Annotated in this window: 14 protein-coding genes, 6 pseudogenes and 1 other annotated feature; of the genes and pseudogenes, 7 read left to right on the top strand and 13 right to left on the bottom strand. The window is 47.0% G+C overall.

Going from position 1 to position 20,936, the window contains the following annotated elements; genetic code table 11:
- Together MKL36_RS15930 and MKL36_RS15925 are read left to right on the top strand one after the other, a co-directional pair.
- Positions 1–480: pseudogene (locus MKL36_RS15930) on the top strand (IS5-like element ISAba13 family transposase); the annotation flags it as partial.
- 288 nt (positions 481–768) lie between these two features.
- Positions 769–1,005, top strand: a complete 237-nt coding sequence (locus MKL36_RS15925; protein ID WP_000094887.1) for a helix-turn-helix domain-containing protein — start codon at positions 769–771, stop codon at positions 1,003–1,005.
- Positions 1,006–1,238: 233 nt separating this feature from the next.
- On the opposite strand, the gene MKL36_RS15920 is transcribed toward MKL36_RS15925, so the two are convergent.
- The 9 genes and pseudogenes from MKL36_RS15920 to MKL36_RS15880 all read right to left on the bottom strand — a co-directional run bounded on the left by MKL36_RS15920 (position 1,239) and on the right by MKL36_RS15880 (position 10,218).
- Entirely contained in the window at positions 1,239–1,952 is a 714-nt protein-coding gene (locus MKL36_RS15920; protein ID WP_227521656.1) for a GGDEF domain-containing protein, read from the bottom strand.
- Positions 1,927–3,576 carry a cation:proton antiporter domain-containing protein gene (locus MKL36_RS15915; protein WP_425286038.1) on the bottom strand — a complete coding sequence of 550 codons (1,650 nt, stop codon included), beginning with the start codon at positions 3,574–3,576 and terminating at the stop codon, positions 1,927–1,929. Before MKL36_RS15915 ends, MKL36_RS15920 begins: the two co-directional genes overlap by 26 nt.
- A gap of 60 nt (positions 3,577–3,636) precedes the next feature.
- Positions 3,637–4,077: a heat resistance system thioredoxin Trx-GI gene (gene trx-GI, locus MKL36_RS15910; RefSeq protein WP_005134238.1), complete on the bottom strand. Its 441-nt coding sequence runs from the start codon at positions 4,075–4,077 to the stop codon at positions 3,637–3,639.
- Positions 4,067–5,212 (bottom strand): hypothetical protein, encoded by a 1,146-nt coding sequence (locus tag MKL36_RS15905; RefSeq protein ID WP_005134239.1) that lies wholly within the window; start codon positions 5,210–5,212, stop codon positions 4,067–4,069. The genes trx-GI and MKL36_RS15905 overlap by 11 nt, the downstream gene beginning before the upstream one ends.
- A gap of 79 nt (positions 5,213–5,291) precedes the next feature.
- Positions 5,292–5,903 (bottom strand): heat resistance membrane protein HdeD-GI, encoded by a 612-nt coding sequence (gene hdeD-GI, locus MKL36_RS15900; RefSeq protein ID WP_021510884.1) that lies wholly within the window; start codon positions 5,901–5,903, stop codon positions 5,292–5,294.
- An 89-nt stretch (positions 5,904–5,992) separates the two neighbouring features.
- Positions 5,993–6,361, bottom strand: a pseudogene (gene yfdX2, locus MKL36_RS15895) (heat resistance protein YfdX2); the annotation flags it as partial.
- 27 nt (positions 6,362–6,388) lie between these two features.
- The gene (gene clpK, locus MKL36_RS15890) at positions 6,389–9,238 is read right to left on the bottom strand and encodes a heat shock survival AAA family ATPase ClpK (RefSeq protein WP_004740178.1); all 2,850 of its coding nucleotides are present in this window, start codon (positions 9,236–9,238) and stop codon (positions 6,389–6,391) included.
- A gap of 93 nt (positions 9,239–9,331) precedes the next feature.
- On the bottom strand, positions 9,332–9,901 hold the full coding sequence (locus MKL36_RS15885; RefSeq protein WP_021510886.1) for an Hsp20/alpha crystallin family protein: 570 nt from the start codon (positions 9,899–9,901) through the stop codon (positions 9,332–9,334).
- 35 nt (positions 9,902–9,936) lie between these two features.
- Positions 9,937–10,218 (bottom strand): helix-turn-helix domain-containing protein, encoded by a 282-nt coding sequence (locus MKL36_RS15880; RefSeq protein WP_017397315.1) that lies wholly within the window; start codon positions 10,216–10,218, stop codon positions 9,937–9,939.
- Positions 10,219–10,833: 615 nt separating this feature from the next.
- Here MKL36_RS15880 and MKL36_RS15875 point away from each other — a divergent pair.
- Both MKL36_RS15875 and MKL36_RS15870 read left to right on the top strand, forming a co-directional pair.
- Positions 10,834–11,358, top strand: a complete 525-nt coding sequence (locus MKL36_RS15875) for a hypothetical protein (RefSeq protein WP_004740176.1) — start codon at positions 10,834–10,836, stop codon at positions 11,356–11,358.
- A 103-nt stretch (positions 11,359–11,461) separates the two neighbouring features.
- A complete protein-coding gene (locus MKL36_RS15870) occupies positions 11,462–12,670 on the top strand; it encodes an IS256-like element ISAba26 family transposase (protein ID WP_002050494.1) in 1,209 nt (402 codons plus the stop codon).
- A 194-nt stretch (positions 12,671–12,864) separates the two neighbouring features.
- Here MKL36_RS15870 and MKL36_RS15865 read toward each other — a convergent pair whose 3' ends face one another.
- The gene (locus MKL36_RS15865) at positions 12,865–14,037 is read right to left on the bottom strand and encodes a replication initiation protein (protein WP_000064930.1); all 1,173 of its coding nucleotides are present in this window, start codon (positions 14,035–14,037) and stop codon (positions 12,865–12,867) included.
- A gap of 912 nt (positions 14,038–14,949) precedes the next feature.
- Between MKL36_RS15865 and MKL36_RS15860 the strand changes: the two genes are divergently transcribed.
- The 3 genes and pseudogenes from MKL36_RS15860 to MKL36_RS15850 all read left to right on the top strand — a co-directional run.
- Entirely contained in the window at positions 14,950–15,726 is a 777-nt protein-coding gene (locus MKL36_RS15860) for a ParA family protein (protein WP_000104830.1), read from the top strand.
- Positions 15,727–15,744: 18 nt separating this feature from the next.
- Entirely contained in the window at positions 15,745–16,644 is a 900-nt protein-coding gene (locus MKL36_RS15855) for a ParB/RepB/Spo0J family partition protein (protein WP_000254417.1), read from the top strand.
- 148 nt (positions 16,645–16,792) lie between these two features.
- Positions 16,793–17,593, top strand: a pseudogene (locus tag MKL36_RS15850) (alkaline phosphatase); the annotation flags it as partial.
- 562 nt (positions 17,594–18,155) lie between these two features.
- Here the strand turns inward: MKL36_RS15850 and MKL36_RS15845 are convergent.
- From MKL36_RS15845 to MKL36_RS15835, 3 pseudogenes are all read right to left on the bottom strand, one after another.
- A pseudogene (locus MKL36_RS15845) lies at positions 18,156–19,418 on the bottom strand (type II toxin-antitoxin system HipA family toxin).
- A pseudogene (locus MKL36_RS15840) lies at positions 19,418–19,627 on the bottom strand (helix-turn-helix domain-containing protein); the annotation flags it as partial. The pseudogenes MKL36_RS15845 and MKL36_RS15840, both read right to left, overlap by 1 nt.
- Before the next feature lie 39 nt (positions 19,628–19,666).
- Positions 19,667–20,886 (bottom strand): annotated as a pseudogene (locus MKL36_RS15835) (IS3 family transposase).
- Positions 20,495–20,611 (bottom strand) — a sequence feature (AL1L pseudoknot). It overlaps the preceding pseudogene by 117 nt.
- Positions 20,887–20,936 lie beyond the last annotated feature (50 nt).

The following is a 20,936-nucleotide window of genomic DNA, read 5'->3' as shown; positions in this document are numbered from 1 at the left end:
GGTATAGATGCTAAAACCTTACAAATACGCGCTGTTCAGCTCACAACCAACAATGTGAGTGATTCACAGGTACTTGGTGATTTACTCGATCAGATTCCACAAGATGAGAGAGTTGACTCCGTCTATACCGATGGAGCTTATGATACCAAACAGTGCCGACAGGTCATTGCGAATCGGCAAGCACATGCAGTGATTCCACCAAGAAAAAATGCGAAGCCATGGAAAGATAAAAAGATGAGCTCGCTAGAACGCAATGAGTTGCTTCGAACAGTTAAACGTTTAGGAAGAACTATTTGGAAGAAATGGTCAGGCTATCATCGGCGAAGTTTGGTTGAAACCAAGATGCATTGCATCAAATTATTGGGGGATAAACTCAGTGCGAGAAATTTTCAAAGCCAAGTCAATGAGATTCATGCACGTATGGCAGTATTAAATAAATTTACGGACTTAGGCAGACCACATACCCGAGTTGTCACTTAAATTTGAGTAGATATGAGAAGTCTTAACTTTTAAATCTTTGTGCAACAAAGCCAATCTCGTATAAAAAAGCTATGTATAGCTTCAAAGTTTTCAAGATTGTTAAAATTGTTTTTGTGTCCTATAAATAACGCCCATATTTCTACAAACTCTTTTTTATAAAAAGTATTGTTCATAAGGAAACGTAAAAACAATCTTTGTAGGATTTGTCTTTTCGTCATAGATAGCCATCATTCAAAACCAAATATCCCATTTTGGGATATTTTTGCGAATAGTACACCATCTTAGGTTATGAGCTCAATACATGACCCAAGATATATTGGTTTAATTCATTGTTTAATTTCTATACGTGAGGAACAAAATATAACTCAGGTAGAAGTAGCTTCATCTTTAAAAAAACATCAGTCCTATGTAGCCAAAGTAGAAAATTTAGATCGAAGATTGGATATAATTGAATTACATGATTGGTTAAAAGCTCTTAATTTTCAACTTACTGAATTTATTAAAATTTCTCGTCTCGAAAAATAATTAATTGAGTTAAGTGTGTTTTAATTTATTTTTTATAAATTTCTAATATTATACATCTGAATGCGTATTTCTTTTAAGAGTACATAACCACACCTACCAATCTCAGGTTAACAATTTGTTTTTTACTTCAGTAAAATATTTGTCGCATAGTTTTTTGTAACGTCGCTTAGTTCGTTGTAAATGACATCAATAGATAAGCTTTTTAGTCGTTTCTTTAACGAGTGTATGGGCAATTAAACGGTTTGACTATAGGTGTCATTGATGCGCTTGAAGTGATCGATGTCGCAGAGCACAAGTGCTGCTTGTATCTCGGGGCTGCGTTTGAGGCGCTCCCATTCTAGCTGTAATCGTTCGTTAAACGCCCGCCGGTTCGACAAGTCGGTCAAGGGGTCGGTGATCGCCATATGCAGCAACTGCTGCTCCATTTCCTTGCGAGAAGAGATGTCGAGCAGAGTGCCGACTATCAGTTGCCTGCCCGCGTCACCCAGCCATCGGCCGCGATCCAAAACCCAAATCGAAACGCCGGATCGATGACGAACGCGGTACTCGCACTCCAATCGCTCCGACGGGTTTTTTTGATAAGCGCGCACCTTTGCCAGAATGACCGGTAAATCCTCCGGGTGAATACGCGCTTGCCATGCGGCATGGGTGGCGCCAATCTTCTCGTCGTCGGAGGTGAAGCCGAACATCGCCAGACTGCGGGCAGAAAGCCTGAAGCTGTCGGTGGCGATATCCCATTCCCAGAACCCCAATTCTGCGCCTTCCAGGGCGATGGCGATCCGTTCGTTGTCGTCGATTTTCGCTTGTTGGCGAAGCTTCAGCTCGTCGCACCTCTGGCGATTGGTACGAGCAAAACCCCACGCGCAACCGCCATGCCAATATTGGCAAGTAGCGACACCATCAACCCAATGGCCGGCCCGTTCATGGTCTATCCCCACCTGACTCACTGAGTGTCTGCCGTAATTCCTCGATCCGGCGGTTGACGTAGTCGGCATTGATGCCCAGCATCAACAGCACCTGCTCGGCCAGCCCCAGTCCCAAAGCCAGGTACAACGGGTACAGCCTGACATTGGGCAGATTACGCAAAAGCTGGGCATCCGTTACGCGGTCAGTGGCCACCACCAAGGGCAAGGTCGGGCGGCGTTCGAGGACCGCTCGCGCAATGCGCTCGGCCGTCTGCGGACGAACAAGCGTCAGCACCACCAGACGGGCATGGGCCAATCCGGCGGCGGCCAGGGTGTCGAGCCGACTGGCATCGCCATACGACACCGGCGCCCCCATCGCACGACCCGCTTCGACCCTTTGGCGGTCCGATTCCAGCAGCAAATGCGGCACGCCTGCCAGGCGCAACGTTCGACTCAGCAGCAGCCCGACTTCATCCGCCCCACAGATGATCACATGGTCGCGCAACGACCGCGCCCGCTCGGCGACTTCGCTTTCTTCGGCCTGCGGTGGCTGACCGAGTGCGCCCGAGCGGCTGAATGCCCGCGCCCAACGGTCATGGTGTCGGATCAGGAGCGGCGCCAACCCCATGCTTAGCACCAGCGCGACCAGCATCTGTTGCACCACGTTGGCGGCAACCAAGTGCTGCTGCATGACCATGCCCAGGAGCAGCAGCGCAAACTCGCCGCCATGCCCCAGCACGATGCCTGTGCGCCAGGCGTCGAGCGCCGACAGGCGGGTTGCGCGCAGCGCCAGAAAGTTCAGCCCCATCTTGAGAGGCACCAAGGCCAGCAGCCAGCCCAGTACCGCCAGCGGTGCTGCCACGATCTGCGCGACATCCAGCTGCAGGCCGATGGTCACGAAGAACAGGCCCGACAGCACATCGCGAAACGGCCTGAGGTGGCTTTCCATGTGGTGCCGGAAGTCGCTCTCGCCCAGCACCATCCCGGCGAGTAAGGCCCCCAGGGCGGCGGATACGCCGACCGCGTGCGCAGCGGCGGCGGCAGCCACCACCACGCACAAGGAGACGAGCACGAACGATTCCTCGTGGCCCCGCCGCGCCACCCAGCCCAGCAGGCCATGCAACAGACGGCGCGAGGCGAGGGCCGCTGCCGCGAACAGCAGCAGCACACCGAATACTTCGAGCAGCACATGCTCGATCTTCGGCGACTCGCCGCGCGCCCAGATCGCCAGCAAGGCCAGCAGGGGCACGCTGGCCAGGTCCTGAAAGACCAGCACGGCGATGGCACTGCGGCCGTGGCGGGTGGTGAGCTCGCCTTGGTCGGCCAGTTGTCGGCTGACCAGCGCCGTGGACGACATGGCCGCCGCAGTGCCGAGCAGCACGGCGCTCTGGCCGGGCTGCCCCAGCCACATCAATAGCAGGATCAGCGGCGGGGCCACGGCGATCATCTGCAGAGCGCCCGCCATCAGCACTGTCCTGCGGGCGAGCCAGAAGTGTCCGAGGGAGAATTCCAGTCCGACCATGAACAACAGCAGCGCCACGCCCAGCTCGGACAGAAAGCTCAGCGTCTCCCCCGGCGCGATCACGCCGATGACTGAGGGGCCCAGTACAACGCCGACAGAGAGATACCCCAGCAAGGCGGGCACTCTGAACGCCGCCGTCGCCATCGCCGCTAGGCTGCAAGCCGCCAGCAGGATTAACGTAGCACCAAGCAAGCCCTGCATCGGTCAGCGTCCCACTTGCGTCGACGTCCAGCGCACGATGTCCTGCGTGCCCATCGTGCCGGCCTGACGGGCGATCTCCCGCCCACCCTGGAACAGGGCGAGCGTCGGGATGCTGCGGAAACCGAACTGCGCGGCCAGGTGGGGCTCAGCCTCGGTATTCACCTTCGCCAGCCGGATCCTCGGTTCGAGCTGGTGCGCCGCTTGCTGGAACTGTGGCGCCATCATCTTGCACGGCCCGCACCATGGCGCCCAGAAATCGACCAGCAGCGGCAGATCGCTGCGCTCCACGTGGCGCGAGAACGTCGCCGTGGTCAACTCGATGGGCTCGCCCGTGAACAAGGGCTGTTGGCAGCGGCCACAGTTGGGATGTTCCGACAGCTTCGCAGTCGGTACGCGGTTGATGGACTTGCAATGCGGGCAGACGAGGTGAAGATCATTCTTCATGGTTCGCCTCCTTGGACCACAGTGAGGCTGCCTCGCTTCGGGTCACAGACAATGCCGACCAATCAACGCCTTGGAGCCAATCGTTCCCGTTTTTGCTTACTCCGGCCTCTTCCAGATGAGCAGCGATGAATGCTTCGGCCTGCATGAGCCACCTTCGGACAGCATCTTCCTTATTAGGAATCAGCAGGATTTCAGAGACGCTGCTGGCATTCAGCCCGTCCACACGGATAAGCAGAAAAATGCGCCGCCACAAACGCGGCATGTCCTTCAGCAGGTCAAATGCAAAAGCGAACTCGCTCGACCGATCAATCAGCTCCTCCTGTTCCGCGATCGTTGCGACATCGGGATGCTGACTGCCAGCGAAGATATCGGCCAGCTTGAGTGTGTCATCGGGCTGATAAAATTCGAAGATTTCCTCTTCCACCATGGCCTCGGCCACGTCTTGGGCATCCGGTTCGACCGGCGCGTCCAGAGAAACGAATTCGCCAAATTGCCGGCTTCTTGCCACTTCGTTATCCAGGACGGCGAACAGATGCTTCAAAAGACCGGTGTAAGCCTCTTTTTCCCCCGGCACGGATTGCCATTCCACCTCAGCTCGGACAATCGCTTCATCCACCACGTCGCGTAGCGTCGGATAATCGCGCGGTAAATCGCCGACGGCCCGCAGATAAGCCAGCTCACGCCTTGCGACAGCCTCAAGTTTCGACAGTAGAGGCATTCGGGTCACCTCGGCCTTATGGGCGGCTGATGCGGGTTTTGCGGCAATCCGCACCTTGAGCTCGCGCAAGCGCTCGCGTCGTGCTTTGCGCTTGATTTGATCCTGAGCATGCAGTCGGTCAAAATGCTTCTTGGCCTGACGGAACAACGACTTTGCGAGCATCTGCGCGAGGGGCGTCAGCTCGTCATGTGATGCAGTAACGCTGACAATCTTTTTGCCGGGCAGGTGCATATAGCCACTGGCCAGAAATTGCCGCTTGATCTTGTCGCGATCAAGGACGATTTGAAGTTGCGCTGAATCTTTAGTGTGTTTGTCGAGCAATGGCTTGAGGGCGTGCTCGATCACATTTCCCAAAGCTCTCTGCCAAGGTTCATGAAACTCTTTGTCGATAGCTCGATAGCTATATTGCATCTGCATGTATGACTCCTTCGATGTCATTTCTATGGAGGTATGAATCGAGGATGCTCATATCCATAGATTTTGGTTTGGCACGCTCTTACCCCAGGCGCGTTTTGCGAAGAGTCCAACTAAAGAACAAAAGCGTGACGCCATAGACTGCCGCATGGAAACCCAACAGCCAGCCTGCGGCCACGAATGACTCGACCGGACGGGTAAAAAATATCCACAAAACGATAGCACCAAGTATACTCGAGAGCAGTCCACTGAGGGCAAGCCAGATTTCACCCTTGATTTCCCGACGCAGCCGAACGGCGGCAGATATCTCCAGCACACCAGTGAAAATCGCCCAGAAGCCCACGCTAGCCCATAAAAAAGAAGCCAAGACTATCGTGGCGACCCAAGGAGCAACCAGGACGACGAAGCCCGTAAGTATGCCGACAATGCCACTGAACAGCAGCCAGCCCCAGCGCTCTTTTTTCTGGATATGGCGCACCGCTGCAAACAAGTTGAACGCGCCATTGACCAAGGAAAATGCGCCGAACATGATGGTCATGGCCAACAGAGCCGATTGTGGCATCCAGAACGCGAGGGCTGCAAAAATCAATGCCAAGACACCGCGCAGCACAAAAAGCCACCAATTTTGGCTCAGCGAACACAGTGCTTTGGTGGGGTCATCCGCATTGGAATTGGCGATGGTATCTGTGTTCATGCAATATCTCCTAAAGATCTATACAAAATAAAAAATCAAACACTCATGGGACAAGAGAGGGGGCGCTATGCGCCCCCTCTCCAGCGGTTTCAGAACAACTTGGACAGTTTTGCCTTGACTTCATCGAGCCAGCCTTTTCCGCAGCCTCCCCCTCCCGTCTTTTCCTTGATTTTCTTGAGTTCAGCGTACAGGGGCTCAAAGTCCTTCCTTTTACCATAGCCCAGCAGTTCTGCCATTTCCAACTGCTGCCGGGCTTCGTTCAACAATGTCTCCAGGCGCTCATTGGATGCTTCGCTGCGCTGACCATCTTCTACCAGGGGCTCGGCGCGCTTCAGGAGCAGCTTCGCACGCAGGACGGGCAGCGGAAGCACGCTGAGCTCCTCGACCAGCGTGCTGAGCGCTGACTGCAGCGCGGCTTTGGCTTCTTCGATCTTGCCCTGATCGATCAGCGGCACGAGGTTGGCTGCCCATGTCAGCCCCATCGCTCAAGATTCGCCGCCCGCTGACTTCTTCTTGCGCGCAGGCTTGCTCGCGTCGCTCGGCGGCGTCTCGGCCGCCTTCGCGGCATCGGGCTTCTCAGGCTCGGCCGGCTTCGCGGGTGGCTCCTGGCGCTCGCAGACCACCCGTTCGGCCTTGTCGTCCCAGCGGGCGCTGGCGTGATCGCCCTTGCCAATGCCGCCGCCGAGCATCTCGCGCGCCAGCGTCGTTTCCAGTTCGCTGCGGATCAGGCGCTTGAGTTCACGCGCACCGAACTCCGGCTTGTAGCCTTCTTCCGCAAAATGGTCGATCAGCGTCTGATCGAAGGTGAGCATCACGCCCTGGCTGGCGGCGTTGCGGGCCACACGATCGAGCTGCAGGCCGACGATATGGCGGATCTCCTCCTTGCCCAGCGCATGGAAGACGATGATCTCGTCGATGCGGTTGAGGAACTCGGGGCGGAAGTGTCCGCGCAGCACGTCCATCACCTCGAACTTGGTTTTCTCGTATTCCTCGCCGGCGGCGCTACGGGCCTTCAGCCGACGCTGGATGATGTCCGAGCCCAAGTTCGAGGTGGCGATGATGATGGTATTGGTGAAATCCACTACCCGGCCCTTGCCGTCGGTGAGCCGCCCGTCGTCGAACACCTGCAGTAGGATGTTGTAGACGTCGGGGTGAGCCTTCTCGATTTCGTCCAGCAGCAACACGCTGTAGGGCTTGCGCCGCACCTTCTCGGTGAGCTGACCGCCTTCGTCGTAACCGATGTAACCCGGAGGCGCCCCCACCAGACGTGCCACTGTATGGCGTTCCCCGTACTCGGACATGTCGATGCGCAGCAGCGCACCTTCATCGCCATAGATGGACTCGGCCAGCGCCTTGGCGAGCTCGGTCTTGCCCACCCCGGTCGGGCCCAGGAACAGGAAGGTAGCCACCGGTTTGCTGCCTTCGCGTAAGCCCGCGCGAGACAGCCGCACGGCATCGGCCACGGCACGGACCGCCTCGTCTTGTCCCACCAGGCGCTCGTGCAGCCGTTGTTCCAGGTGCAGCAGCTTTTCGCGCTCTTCCACCGTCAACTCGTTGACCGGGATGCCGGTCAGGCGCGAAACGATCTGGGCCACGTGTTCTGCCTTGACTTCGGCACTGCCGGAGGCCCGCTCCCGCTCCCAGCCCTCGATCAGCTTCTTGAGCTCGGCCTCCTTGGCCTCGATGCGCTTGCCGAGCTCGGCGGCCTTGTCGTACTGCTTGCGCGCGGCCACGTAATCCTGTTCACGCCGCAGCTGGTGCAGTTCGGACTCCAGCTCCTGCACGGCCACCGGCCGGGCCGTGGCCGACAGCTTCACGCGCGCGGCCGCCTGGTCGAGCAGGTCGATGGCCTTGTCGGGCAAAAAGCGGGCGGTGATGTAGCGGTCGGACAACTCAGCCGCCGCGATGATCGCGTCCTCAGAGATGCTGACCTTGTGGTGCGCCTCGAAGGTGTCGCGCAGGCCGCGCAGAATCATGATGGCCTGTGCCACTGTCGGCTCGGGCACCGTCACCGGCTGGAAGCGCCGCTCCAGCGCGGCATCCTTCTCGATGTATTTCTGGTACTCGTTGAGCGTGGTGGCGCCGATCAGGTTCAGCTCGCCGCGCGCCATCATCGGCTTGAAGACGTTGGCCACGTCCAGCCCGCCTTCGCCACCGCCCTGGCCGGCACCGACGATGGTGTGCACCTCGTCGATGAACAGAATCAGCTCGCCCTGGTGCTCGGAGATCTCCTTCAGCACCTTTTGCACGCGCTCCTCGAACTCGCCGCGATACTTGGCGCCGGCCACCATGGCGTTGATGTTGAGTTCCACCAGGCGCTTGTCGCGCAAGGTCTCGGGCACTTCACCGGCCACCATGCGCTGCGCCAGCCCCTCGACGATGGCGGTCTTGCCCACGCCCGGCTCGCCGATCAGCACCGGGTTGTTCTTCTTGCGCCGGGCCAGCACCTCGATGGTGGTCTCGATCTCCTGCGCACGGCCGATCACCGGGTCGAGCTTGCCGTCATGCGCCATCTTGGTCAGGTCACGTGAGTACTTGTCGAGTTCCGGCGTGTTGGTCGGCGTCTCGGCGCGCCCATCCTCGGCGCCCTTGCCGACCACCTTGCTGACCTGTTGGCGCAGCGCCTGCGGCGTCAGGCCGTAGCGGCGCAGCAGGTTGGCGGCCAGCCCTTCGCCTTCCTCGGCCAGACCGACCAGGAAGTGCTCCGGACCGACATAGGAATGGCCGAGTTCATTGGAGGTCACGAAAGCGCGGCTGAGCGCATCCTTCACGCGCGGCGACACGCCGATCTCGCCCTCGAACGGCTTGTCCCCGCGCTTGGCCTCGGACTCGATCTGCCGCTTGAGGTCATCGACCTTGATCTTGAACTGACCCAGGATGGTCTTGACCACGTCGCTGTCGGCCAGCGCCAGCAGCAGATGTTCGGTATCCACCTCGGCGCGGCCAAATTCGGCAGCGTGTTTGGCGGCCTCCTGCAGCAGGGCTTCCGACTGTTCGCTGATGCGGCTGGCCAAACCACTGCCGCGACGGCGCGGCGCACCCGAACCTGCGGCGGCGGGCTCGCCGAACGAGGCATCGACCACGTCATCGGTATCGGCGGCCATCGGCGTCGCGTCGTCGCCGATGCGGAAGAAGTCACTGCCGAGGAAGTCCTCGAACAGGCCGCTGCGCGAGCCGAACAAGGCTTCCAGCGGCGAGACGGTGCGCTTTTGCTGGCGCACCAGTTGACGGTAATGGTCGTCACACAACAGCATGGTGCTGTGACGACCGTTGAGATTGGCTTCCACCCGCACGGTGGCGGGTTGGCCGCAGACTTGGCATTGTTTTCTGTCCATGCTGATGCTCCTGTAAAGATTGATCTGACGAGGCACCGCCGATCACGGTGTTTCATCTCTTTTTGTTTTTTGAGAAAAACGCGCTGCCCCGCGTCAGCCGTTGATCGGGATCGAGCGCCCCTGCTTGGGCGTACTGGCCTCGCGCTTTTCCATCGTGATCGTGAGCACGCCGTTTTTGAAAGCGGCCTTGATCGTGTCCTGGTTGGCATCGGCTGGCAGGTTCAGCGCGCGCTGAAAGCTGCCGTAGGAGCGCTCCACCCGGTGGAAACCGCCGTCTTTCGTTTCCTGCTCCTGACGCTTTTCACCGCGCACCAGCAGCACGTCGTTGTCGAGCGTGATCTGGATGTCTTTTTCCTCGACGCCGGGTACTTCCAGGGCGATCTTGTACTGCTTGTCGGTCTCCTGGATGTCCAGCGCCGGCTTCAGCATGCTCGGCCAGTCCGACTGCCAGCGTGGCATGGCCAGCGTCGGGAAACCGAAGCCTCGAAACGCGTCGTCGAACAGGCGGTCGATCTCGCGATGCAATTGCAGGATGGGACTGACGGGCCCACCCGCCACCTGCAGGTCATTGCGCTGCACTGGCAGCGAGGCAGTGCTCTGTTGTTCTTCCTGCTCCTTTTTGAACCAGTTCCAGGGAGCCAATTTCTTGAAATCAATGTCCATGTCACACCTCCAGAAGAAAAATTGAAGACTCTCGCTCACTCCGTTTGCCTGCGGCGAAGGACAGCGCGCCCAGACGACACGGAGTGTTCCGCTGACTTTGGCTGCTCATCTGTGCGTATCACCTCCTTCTTTCTGCCTGCTTGGATCTGATCATTGATCCATCGATCGATTTCACTTTGACGAAACCGCCACGTCCCGCCCACCTTGAAAGCCGGAATTTCCCCGTGCGCGGCGAGCCGATAAAGCGTCCGCTTGCCGACTTTCAAGTACGCTGCCAATTCATCGAGCGTGAAAATCACCTGTAGGTGCGCTTTCATTTAGCCCTCTCCAATCGCGTCGCTTTGCGGTTCCGGCCAAGGAAATCCTTGCAAGACTTTGTAAGATATTGCGCTTACCAGGAAAAAGTATCAAGAGTCAATGTACAGCGATCTCCCGCCCCATTGATGCAGGTCAACTGCTCAGACAAGGTGCAGCGGGGCGACCTGATCAGGCCAACGTGCGGAATTACCCAGTCGTCGCTGCGGATCGCGTTCCAGAGTCGGGTCGAAACACTTCCGTTGCCCAGACAACGTATAGTAAGCACGCAAAAAAAAATAATACAATACCGATTATTTGTGCAATATGGTTTGTTGTGTAACTTGTCTGTAAATTGCTCTAAGCATAATGATAATTGTTGCATTGCATAACTTCACTGTTTGCAAATGCACTTTTGTTCTGTATTATTGGATACAGATCATGTGCAAGCGTGTTCTAAGGATTCAACCCTGTAACTTCTCTACCGCCAAGTTTTGAAAGTTACGGGGTTTTTCATTTTCTAGGAACAGTTTTACCACACTTCCTCTCATAACTAAAACAACTCTTACTCATTACCTTTCATCAATTTAAATCAGCTATTATCCTCTTAACTAATTATCAGCTTGTCCTAATTCTCCATGCCTAAATTTACCGTAACCGAGTTATCTAAAAAATATGGTATTGCTCGTACATCAATTTATGATCGTATGAAGAACGGTACTATTAGCTATGAGATTGATAATAAGAATCGAAAGGTAATTGATTTAAGCGAAATGCAAAGGGTGTACGGTACACCTGACAGTAAGCTTACAAGTAAGCCTGACAGTACAGAAACTGACAGTACTACAATTGAAATGTACAAGGTATTAATTGAAGAACTTAGGCAAGATAAACAAGATGCTAAAGTACGTGAAGAACTTATGTACAAAGAGATAGAGGCATTAAAAGACAAGATTGATAACTTAACTTTAGCTCTTGGATATACACCTTTAAAAATTCAGCCTGACAATGAGCCTGACAGTACAAACGAACAAAACAGTACAACTACAGGCTTACAAGAAAATGTATATACTGAAACTATCAACAAAATAGAAAATAATAATTCTTCCCCCACTCTAATCGATCGCTTTGAAAAAGGAATTAAGGCTTTCTTTAGAAAGTGATATCAATGATTAAGGTGCAGTGCGCCTCGGGACTGTTCTAAATTTTGTGTAAGTACTTAATTTTCATTTATCCTTCAGAGGATAATTACAAAAGGTACTTCACATGGATGAAGCAACAATCAAAAGTATGGCTGCCGAATTGGCTAAAGGTCTAAAAACACCAGAAGACTTAAACCAAATGACAGCAGTCTTTAAAAAATTCATGATTGAAACTGCACTCAATACTGAACTTTCAGACCATCTCGGTTATGAAAAGCATCAGCCCAAGAAAGGCTCAAATAGCCGTAATGGGTTTAGTTCTAAAACCATTACAACTCAAGATGGACAACTGGCTTTAGATATTCCCCGTGATCGAGAAGGTTCATTTGAGCCACAAATTATCAAAAAGCACCAAACACGCATCACCAGTATGGATGACCAAATCCTCTCACTGTATGCAAAAGGAATGACTAATAGGGAAATTGTAGCCTTCTTCAAAGAAATGTACGATGCCGATGTGTCAGCATCTCTCATCAGCAAAGTTACTGATGCTGTGATTGAGCAAGTGACTGAGTGGCAAAATAGAGCCTTAGATAGCCTTTATCCTGTTGTCTATCTTGACTGTATTGTTGTCAAAGTCCGTCAGCACTCCAATGTGATTAACAAGTCCGTATACCTTGCTTTAGGCATCAATATGGATGGGCAAAAAGAATTACTGGGTATGTGGATTGCTCAGACAGAAGGTGCCAAATTCTGGCTGTCAGTTATGACAGAGCTAAAAAATCGAGGAGTACAGGACATTCTTGTTGCCTGTGTAGATGGATTAAAAGGCTTCCCTGACGCGATAGCCTCTGTTTACCCTCATACTGATATTCAACTGTGTATCGTGCATGTTGTACGCAATAGCCTGAGATTTGTAAGCTGGAAAGACTACAAAGCTGTTACGTCGGGTCTGAAAGCGATTTATCAGGCAAGTACAGAGGAAAATGCTTTAAAATCCCTAGACATCTTCTGTGATCAATGGAATCACCAGTATCCCAAAATTGGAGAATCCTGGCGGGCCAATTGGGAAAATATCCGAACGATCTTTAGCTATCCAGCCGAAATACGTCATGCAATTTATACAACAAATGCGATTGAGTCGTTGAATAGCGTAATAAGCCATTCAACGAAGAAAAGGAAAATCTTTTCATCTGATGACTCAGTAAAGAAGGTCATTTACTTAGCAACATCAAATGCTGCGAAGAAATGGACGATGCCAATTCAAAATTGGCGTTTAGCAATGAATTGGTTTACGATTCAGTTCGATGATCGATTAAAAGATCATTTATAAAAAATGGAACTTACACAAAATAATTTACAGGCTTGGGCGCCCTCACACCCAAGTTTTCACTTGAATTTGGCTCAATTAGGATCGCTTCTATCTTTCAAACCTTTATGCAACAAAGCCCTATAAAAATATGACATAAACTGATATCAAGCTTATTTTACATCTTATAGTAAAAAGTGTAGCAACTTGCTACACAGTCATATAACGTCTTTTCCAAAGATTTCATTCAATCGTTTTCTATTTTCTTTTACAAAATTTGGATTATTTTTTAATTTATATTTCATTTCTTTCTTAAATTCACTCATTGAACTGCCAGCTACAGCAAAATCCATTTGGAACATAATATCATTAACTATCACATTTGCTTGAGATTCAGTTAAGCACCCTTCTGTCTTAAACCACTTACTAAACTGTTTATAATTTGGGTCGTTTGCATAGATGTACCAAGACCTTACAGTCATATCGAACTTCGCACCTAATTCTTTAACAAGCGCATTATCCTCAAAATTGACATCTAAATAGATTTGAGTCTTATCATTAGTTTTAGATACAACAACTTCAGTGGCATGCCTATTAAGAATTTTAAATCGAACTCCGACAATAGGTCGACCTTTCTTGATGGTATCGTACTCTAATTGAAGACTAGTCTTTTCATTAATTTCTTCAATAATCTTGTCTAAAACGTATCGTCTAAAATCAACCCAACGATCGTATTTTTTCTCCCCAATATCAATTAATGCTTTGATATTCTCAAGTGAAAGTTCAACCTCATAAGAATCTTGATTAGCATACTTAAATTCATTTTTGATAAAGTATGAATACAAACTCATACTGGTTACAGAGTTCAAAGCAAATAAATCTTTCAATTGATAGGTCGTAAAATTTCCATTTGCTAAACGAGTAAAATACGGAAGTACTTCACTGGTGAAACGTATCTGCAAAGCATTTTTAGCATCATCTTCCCAACGGAGTTCACGAATAATTGGTACTACTGAGTGTACTTTTTTAACTTTACGCTTATTATCATCCACGGGCTCTTCAATTACAAAATGAGCTACTCGTGATGATAATTCTTTATAAATACGATCAATAGCAACATTAATGGAATTCTTTTTATCTAATCCTAATAATTCTCCTAAATCATCTTTATGCAAATAAATATAAGTTTGCTCTGTAATTTCACGATCTTGATTATTCTTCTCACCATAATTCGCAACAGCCATTGCATAAAGAAGAGCTTTATACTCATTAGATGATAATTCAATTGGTCTAATCAGACGGTTACTAGTGCTGACTACTCCATTATGTCGAATGCTACCAATACAATAAGGTAGATGTTCTAATTCTTCTGGTTCGTTGTGATTGCTCATAAGTGGAAAGATTAAAATATTTTCTACATGTTATACACAAAAGTGGAAGAAGATGCAAACCGCTCACTATTTTCTCTTACTTACATTAAATTAACTCAGTTTATGCCCATCAAACACCTTAAGAGTGGAAGAAGTGTCACTATTAAAGTGCAATTTTGGTACTATTCAGCCTTATGGTGGAATAAATATAAAAACAAACACTTTTAAGTGACAGTTCTTCCACCTTTGATAATTCATCTGTGTCGCTCAAGCAATCAATTTGAAAATAGGAATAGCCTAAAGCACCACTAAAGTGGAATTACTCAACATATATTCCACCATTAAAGTGACAAGCCTTCCACCATTCCGGTATTCTTGACTATCAAACATCATATTATCAATTAAATTTTATACAAATATTTTATCCACAGAATAAAAAACATCTAATGACAAGTCTTCCACCTTTATTTCAATAAAAACAAACTTATCAACATCACAAGCAGTTGAATTGTATTGTTTTAAATTAAAAAATACACATTAAAATAAATCACAATGACAAGTCTTCCACCATAGTGACAAACCTTCCACTTATCAGTGACAAACCTTCCACTTATTAGTGACAAACCTTCCACTTATTAGTGACAAACTTTCCACTTATCGGTGACAGGCCTTCCACTTATTAGTGACAAACCTTCCACTTTAAAAAATCTATCTAATTGTTTTTTAAACAAATAAGACTTGTCTAATTATAATTAACTAATTAACTAATTAATAATAATTAAAATTAGCTAGCTATATTTTTTAAAAAAGTTAAGAAATGTTTTTCCCACATCTTTTGAATTCAAAAGATAAAAATATGACAAAGGAACTGTAGCAAGTTGCTACAAATATCTTTATATTAAATGAAATCAAAGTAAATTCCTTAAGACAAATATGTCAACTAAAATCATTGCTGTAGCTAATCATAAAGGTGGTTGCGGGAAAACAACTACTGTAGTACATCTTGCTTCAGAACTTGCTGAATTAGGAAATAAGGTCTTAGTAATTGATCTGGATCCACAAGCAAATGCAAGTTTACATATAGGATTAAGACACCCTAGCGAAGTTGAAACTACATCAGCTGAATTACTTATTGGTGATATAAGTCTATTATCGGAAGCATTAGAAGAAGAAACAAAATTTAAAAATGTTTCCTTAATATATGGCTCATTAACTCTTGGTAAAACTGAAGATCAATTGAAAGATGATGCACCAAGACCATCCGAGGAACTTTCAAATAAATTGGAAATTCTAGAAGGATTATATGACTACATTCTTATTGATTGCCCTCCTAGCTTAAAATTACTAACCAGCAATGCTTTAGCCGCTTCGACACATGTTATTGTTCCAATTGAATCTGGTTCACAATACGGTCTCTATGGTGTTACTGATTTAATTAATCATTTAAGTAAAATTAGAAGAGTTAACCCTGAATTAGAACTCTTAGGTGCTTTATTAATTAAACATGATGAGCGTCAGAATGTATGTAAATTAATAAAAGATGAAGCATTTAATCAAGTTGGAGAATTATTGCATACCACAATTCCAATGAGCACTAAGGTTAATCAAGCTGCAATTTTGCAACAACCTTTATTATCTGTTGATAAAAACTCAAAAGTTCGAAAAGCTTTTGAAACTTTAGCACAAGAAATTGTTCAGCGTGTCGGATAATATAATTCTGGAAATACTATGGTAAGTAATAAAGAGCTATTGGCTAAACGTCTTCAGCAAAATACTCAAAAGCATCAACATGCCCAAAAGGAGCATATTAACGATGTCAAAGAGCTAAGACGTAATGTACAAATTACAGATATTCAGGCTAGCCCTAACCAGCCTCGAAAACTCTTTAATCAACAAGATATTGAAGATTTAGCAGCATCAATTGAAGAAATTGGGCTATTACAACCAATTGCAGTTCGTAGAATAAATGATAAATATGAGTTGATTGCTGGTGAAAGACGATTGAAAGCCCACCAATTTCTCAATAAGAATACCATTGAAGTAATCATTATTGATGCATCGGATGAAGAAGTTGCTTTATTAACATTAGCTGAAAATTTAAAGCGAGAAGATCTGACAGATTATGAAATATATGTTGGATTAACTTCTTTGGATGAAAAATTAAAAAAAAATAAGCAGAAGTTAGCAAAGTCATTAGGTATGAATCGTGAAGATATGTATAAATATTTATCTTTTGAAAAATTACCTGGAGAGTTGATTGAAGATTTGGAGAAACAGCCGTCATTATTAGCACGGACCGCTGCTACAGCAGTGAAAAAGTTTCTATCAGATCATGATGAAAACCATGAAAAAGCTAAAGAAGCATTATTCGAAGCATGGTCAAAATTGCTTAAAAAAGAAGTTGAACAGACAAAACTGGCATCACTAGCTGAAAAAATCTTTAAGTCAAGAGAAACGAAAGAAGTAATTCAAACTTCAATTGTACATAAAATTGAATATGATGGGAAAGTTGCTGGTAATATCAAATTTGACCATAATACATTAAAGGTATCTTTAAAAATGGGCCAATTTGATGATCAAAATTTACAAGAATTAAAAGCTTTCCTAAAACGAATGTTAGAAAAATAAAGTAAAAAAATAGTGTAGCAAGTTGCTACACTATTTTTTGCAATTAGGAAAATTTATATAAGTAGTCAAAATAATATTTTCATAAATTTGTCATGTAAATTGAATATTTAAAGCGTATTTTCCGACCATCCTAAGATGAGTTGATGCAATGCTTTGGCATAAGAAAAAATTTAATAAAAAATTAATAAGTTTGGCATGGTGTAGTTTGGGCACAGTTATTTTGACGGGCTGTCACAGTCCTGCTTTTGTTCAATCAACTTCTACTTCAGTACAACCATCAAAACAGCCTCAACGTGTGGTTTTTTTCTTGGGAGATGGAATGGGTATCACGACACTAACAGCTGTACGAATTTATGCTGTTGGTGAAGATGGCCAACTGCCAATAGATCAACTGCCAGAGTCAGCATTTGTTCGTACTTTCTCAGAAGGTGCACAGGTTACAGATAGCGCACCATCGATGGGTGCCTATATGACAGGTGTAAAAATGAAAAATGAAGTGATATCCATGCAGACTGGAACAATTGCAGTAGAACCAAATCAGGCCGGAAATCATCAATGTGGAACCAATCCTCAGAATCAAAATAAGCAAGACACCCAAACTTTACTCGAATTGGCCAAAGCACGAGGTTGGGGTACAGGGGTAGTCACAACAACTCGCATTACGCATGCTACACCAGCATCGACTTATGCTCATATTTGTCATCGTGATGCTGAAAATGACATAGCATCCCAATTAGTACCAAGTTCGCAAAGTGATATCTATCAGCGTTATAACGTCAAATTAAAAGATGGGGTTGATGTGATTCTAGGCGGGGGTAAACGTCAATTTCTGCCGAAAGATCAAGGGGGAGAACGGATAGACCAACGGAATTTGATCGCAGAAATGCAACAAGCAGGCTATCGAATGGTTTATGATCAAACTCAACTCTCCCAGATGAAGTTAGGAAAGATAACACTAAATATAAAAAAAATGGAATAAATAATTTACAAAGTTATTATTTTTAATCTGATGTTTGTTTTATATGGGGATGATAATAACTTCTGATTACTAGTTTTTACCTTAAATATAACGATTGAAAGATTCATTTAAAGGCTATGAATACATGAGTTTTACAGTTTGGCTAGGTCAGCATGAGTACTTTTCGCAAGATTTAAGATCGACCATGAACGTGATTAAGTTATAGGGGATTGATGAAATATTTTTTATGAATTTCTGGCTTTCTGGGCTGATTTTATCAAATTCATGTCTATGCAAAATTGCGACATATTTCTCGTGCTGGTAGTTATCCAGAGTTTGGTCTGTATCTATTCATAGTGCAGACCTTTTTTTTTGGTGATAGTTTTTTCTTAGCGATTTTCGATCTGGATGTAGTGATTTCACGTTTGCAGAACGTATCTTGGCGGTGATCCATCTAATATTCGTGATTATAAAGCGAGCTAATTCACAGGTTCTACAGATTATGTAGCGACTAACTATAAGTTGATGGTTGGCGCTTAGTTTATATTTACGCTTAGGTTTCAGTTAAAAAATCAATATTTTGTTGAATTCGTGATTGAATCATCTCTAGGGTAGATTCTCGAATTTGATGAGGATACAGGCGTTGCGCAATTTGACTAAATTGAAGTGCAATTTCATGCATGGCCAAGATGATCTCATCGACTTCTAGAGTAGTCAGATTCGCTTCTGAAGTACCGAGTTTATGTATGTCATTTCGAGAAATATTGAGCGCTTCTCCCATAATGTCCATTTGATGATAACCACCTGGACCTTCACAGAAGGTCACATCATAGGCTGGAGCCAATTTCCATTGACCATTTTTTGCCATGAGAAAAGAAAAATTCTTGGTATGGTCATCCCGATTATTGAAAAGTACATTAAACACAGCACGTTTAAAAGTATGCAGCCTTTCCGCACATCTTGCGTACACATCAAGGTTGCCCGAAGAAAATTGCGATAGTCTAGGCTACCTGGAACTTTATAGTCTGCTCCGGTATATGCAGCCAAACTCTGCATTGGAATCCGCATGCCATTTTGACGGTCGAATCGTTTAGAAGCAAAAGCCATTAAACCATTGGGCAAATTAAAAAAATGGGTGTCTGGAGTCTCGATTGCACAAAGTCGCAAACATTCTGCATAGACGGCTTCAATGGCGCAGACTTCAGGATACTCTTGCTGAGCAGGAAACTTAATCAGCCAGGCTTCATTTTGATCAGAAGCTTGCGTCGAAAACTCAAAATTGACAGGATTTCGGTAAGCCAATGCTTTGGATCTGGCACCTTGGGGGGAGCCACCCTGACCAGCAAATGTTGTAAAAATTCGCCACCTTCTCCTTTGAGGACTTCTTGGACTTCCTGTGCCAATTGCGGCAGGGGAATATTCTCTGAAGTTTGCATCTCTGCGACACAGGGTTCAAAGGAGAGAACACCTATTGCATGGGTGCTAATATAAGTTAGACGTTCCAAAGGGCTGATTCGTGCCGGATGCAGTCCAATTTTTCGAAAATATCGATCCATTAATAACATGCCCCAACCATCCGGCAAAGCATCATAGACTGGACCAGGTAATCCCATTTGATAAGTAGGAAAACCCTGTCTCAGTGGTAGACCTTTTAAAGGGAGTAAATAAGAAGAGAGCTGAAACCTCGCTGTATTGCTTCTGGACTATATTCAAAAGCAATAGTGGGTCTACCTGTGGTGGCTGTTGAACTAATCAGCGTTCCCCATAACCATGATTCGCCCCAACCGTTGTAATAAACATTAAGACTGTTGAGCATTATCCCTTCCTCTTAATACGCTGGTGCTTACTTTGACTTTCATAGCGTAGAATATCTTTTACACTGTTAAGCTGAGGTTGAAACAGCTCCTGAAGTTTGTTTAATCGACCCAAGACCATTGCAATACGGACTAAATTTTCAACAGATACATTTCGTGCCGCTTCAAGATTCGAAACCGTATTCACGCCGACACCAGCGCGTGCAGCAACTGAACCGTACCGGGTTTGTCGGAGACTTTTTTATTTAAGTTAGGCCACCTGACCTAACGGGTTAATCTTATCATAGTACATTGCTTCAAACTCAAAAGGCGATACATAACCCAGTGCACTGTGTACACGCTTTTTATTGAACCAATCTACCCAGTTTAGTGTCGCAAGTTGTACATCTGCTAAACCTTGCCAAACTGCTTTTAGATATTCAATCACCTATGTTTTGTATAAGCCATTCACCGTTTCAGCCAAAGCATTATCGTATGAATCGCCTGTCGTACCGACTGATGCTCGTAAATTTGCTGCTTCTAAACGATTGGTATAGCGAATGGAAAGATATTGCACACCTCTGTCGGAATGATGAATCACATTCTTTGGCATGCCTCGATCATGCAATGCTTGCTCCAATGCATCGAGCACCATATCTGTATTCATCCGTGTAGATACTTTCCATCCAACAATTGCTCGTGAAAACACATCAATAATAAAGGCGGTATAGACCCAGCCTGAATGAGTTTGAATATACGTAAAGTCACCGACCCATAGTTGGTTTGGATGATCAGCACTAAAATTACGTTTCACTAAATCATCTGCCCGTTTTTGGTCATCTCGGCTACGGGTAGTTTGTTTATTCTTACCACGCCAAACACCTTGTATACCTAGCTTCTGCATCAATCGAGCAACTGTACAACGTGCAATCACATAGCCTTCACGTTTCAGTTGTTGCCAGACCTTACGCACACCGTATCGACCTGAACTTTCTTTCCAAATTCGCTTGATCTCCTCAGCATGATGCAAGTCATGTAAATCTCGTTTCGCTCGATGTTCTGGATTTACTGTGAGATCTAAAGTCCGGTAATAGGTTGAAGGTGCGATCGGTAAAATTCTACAAATCGCCTCGACTCCGTACAGCTGTTTATTATTATGGATAAAATCCACCATTATTTGTGTGGGCGGTCGAGCTCCGCCTGGGCGAAAAAAGCGGCTGCTTTACGTAGAATCTCATTGGCGCGTTGCAGTTCTTTATTTTCACGTTCGAGTTGTTTAATACGTTCTTGATCTGAAAGCTGCTGTACTTTAACTGGATTTTGTTTATCTAAATATTTTTGATACCAAACACGTAGTGTTTCAGGACTACAACCTATCTTGGGAGCAATAGCGGTGATCGCAGCCCAATTCGATGGATAATCTTTTTCAGATTCAATCAATAATTGAACCGCTCTTTCTCTGATTTCAGGGGTATATTTTAATTTTGTCATCGGGATAGTCTCTCAGAATATTGACTCTCCGACAAACCCGGTACGGTTCA

The organism is Acinetobacter sp. AOR12_HL (genome assembly GCF_027855275.1).
Lineage (GTDB): Bacteria > Pseudomonadota > Gammaproteobacteria > Pseudomonadales > Moraxellaceae > Acinetobacter > Acinetobacter baumannii.
The sequence above is the reverse complement of the archived record's forward strand: the minus strand, read 5'-3'. Positions and strand labels throughout refer to the sequence as shown.

Bases quoted from the DNA above. Each gene is read 5' to 3' on its own strand.
- hdeD-GI (WP_021510884.1), bottom strand. From the start codon at position 5,903: ATGAACACAGATACCATCGCCAATTCCAATGCGGATGACCCCACCAAA.
- MKL36_RS15875 (WP_004740176.1), top strand. From the start codon at position 10,834: ATGCCTAAATTTACCGTAACCGAGTTATCTAAAAAATATGGTATTGCT.
- MKL36_RS15885 (WP_021510886.1), bottom strand. From the start codon at position 9,901: ATGGACATTGATTTCAAGAAATTGGCTCCCTGGAACTGGTTCAAAAAG.
- trx-GI (WP_005134238.1), bottom strand. From the start codon at position 4,077: ATGAAGAATGATCTTCACCTCGTCTGCCCGCATTGCAAGTCCATCAAC.
- MKL36_RS15870 (WP_002050494.1), top strand. From the start codon at position 11,462: ATGGATGAAGCAACAATCAAAAGTATGGCTGCCGAATTGGCTAAAGGT.
- MKL36_RS15925 (WP_000094887.1), top strand. From the start codon at position 769: ATGAGCTCAATACATGACCCAAGATATATTGGTTTAATTCATTGTTTA.
- MKL36_RS15915 (WP_425286038.1), bottom strand. From the start codon at position 3,576: ATGGCGACGGCGGCGTTCAGAGTGCCCGCCTTGCTGGGGTATCTCTCT.
- MKL36_RS15905 (WP_005134239.1), bottom strand. From the start codon at position 5,212: ATGCAGATGCAATATAGCTATCGAGCTATCGACAAAGAGTTTCATGAA.
- MKL36_RS15855 (WP_000254417.1), top strand. From the start codon at position 15,745: ATGGTAAGTAATAAAGAGCTATTGGCTAAACGTCTTCAGCAAAATACT.
- MKL36_RS15860 (WP_000104830.1), top strand. From the start codon at position 14,950: ATGTCAACTAAAATCATTGCTGTAGCTAATCATAAAGGTGGTTGCGGG.
- MKL36_RS15865 (WP_000064930.1), bottom strand. From the start codon at position 14,037: ATGAGCAATCACAACGAACCAGAAGAATTAGAACATCTACCTTATTGT.
- MKL36_RS15880 (WP_017397315.1), bottom strand. From the start codon at position 10,218: ATGAAAGCGCACCTACAGGTGATTTTCACGCTCGATGAATTGGCAGCG.
- clpK (WP_004740178.1), bottom strand. From the start codon at position 9,238: ATGGACAGAAAACAATGCCAAGTCTGCGGCCAACCCGCCACCGTGCGG.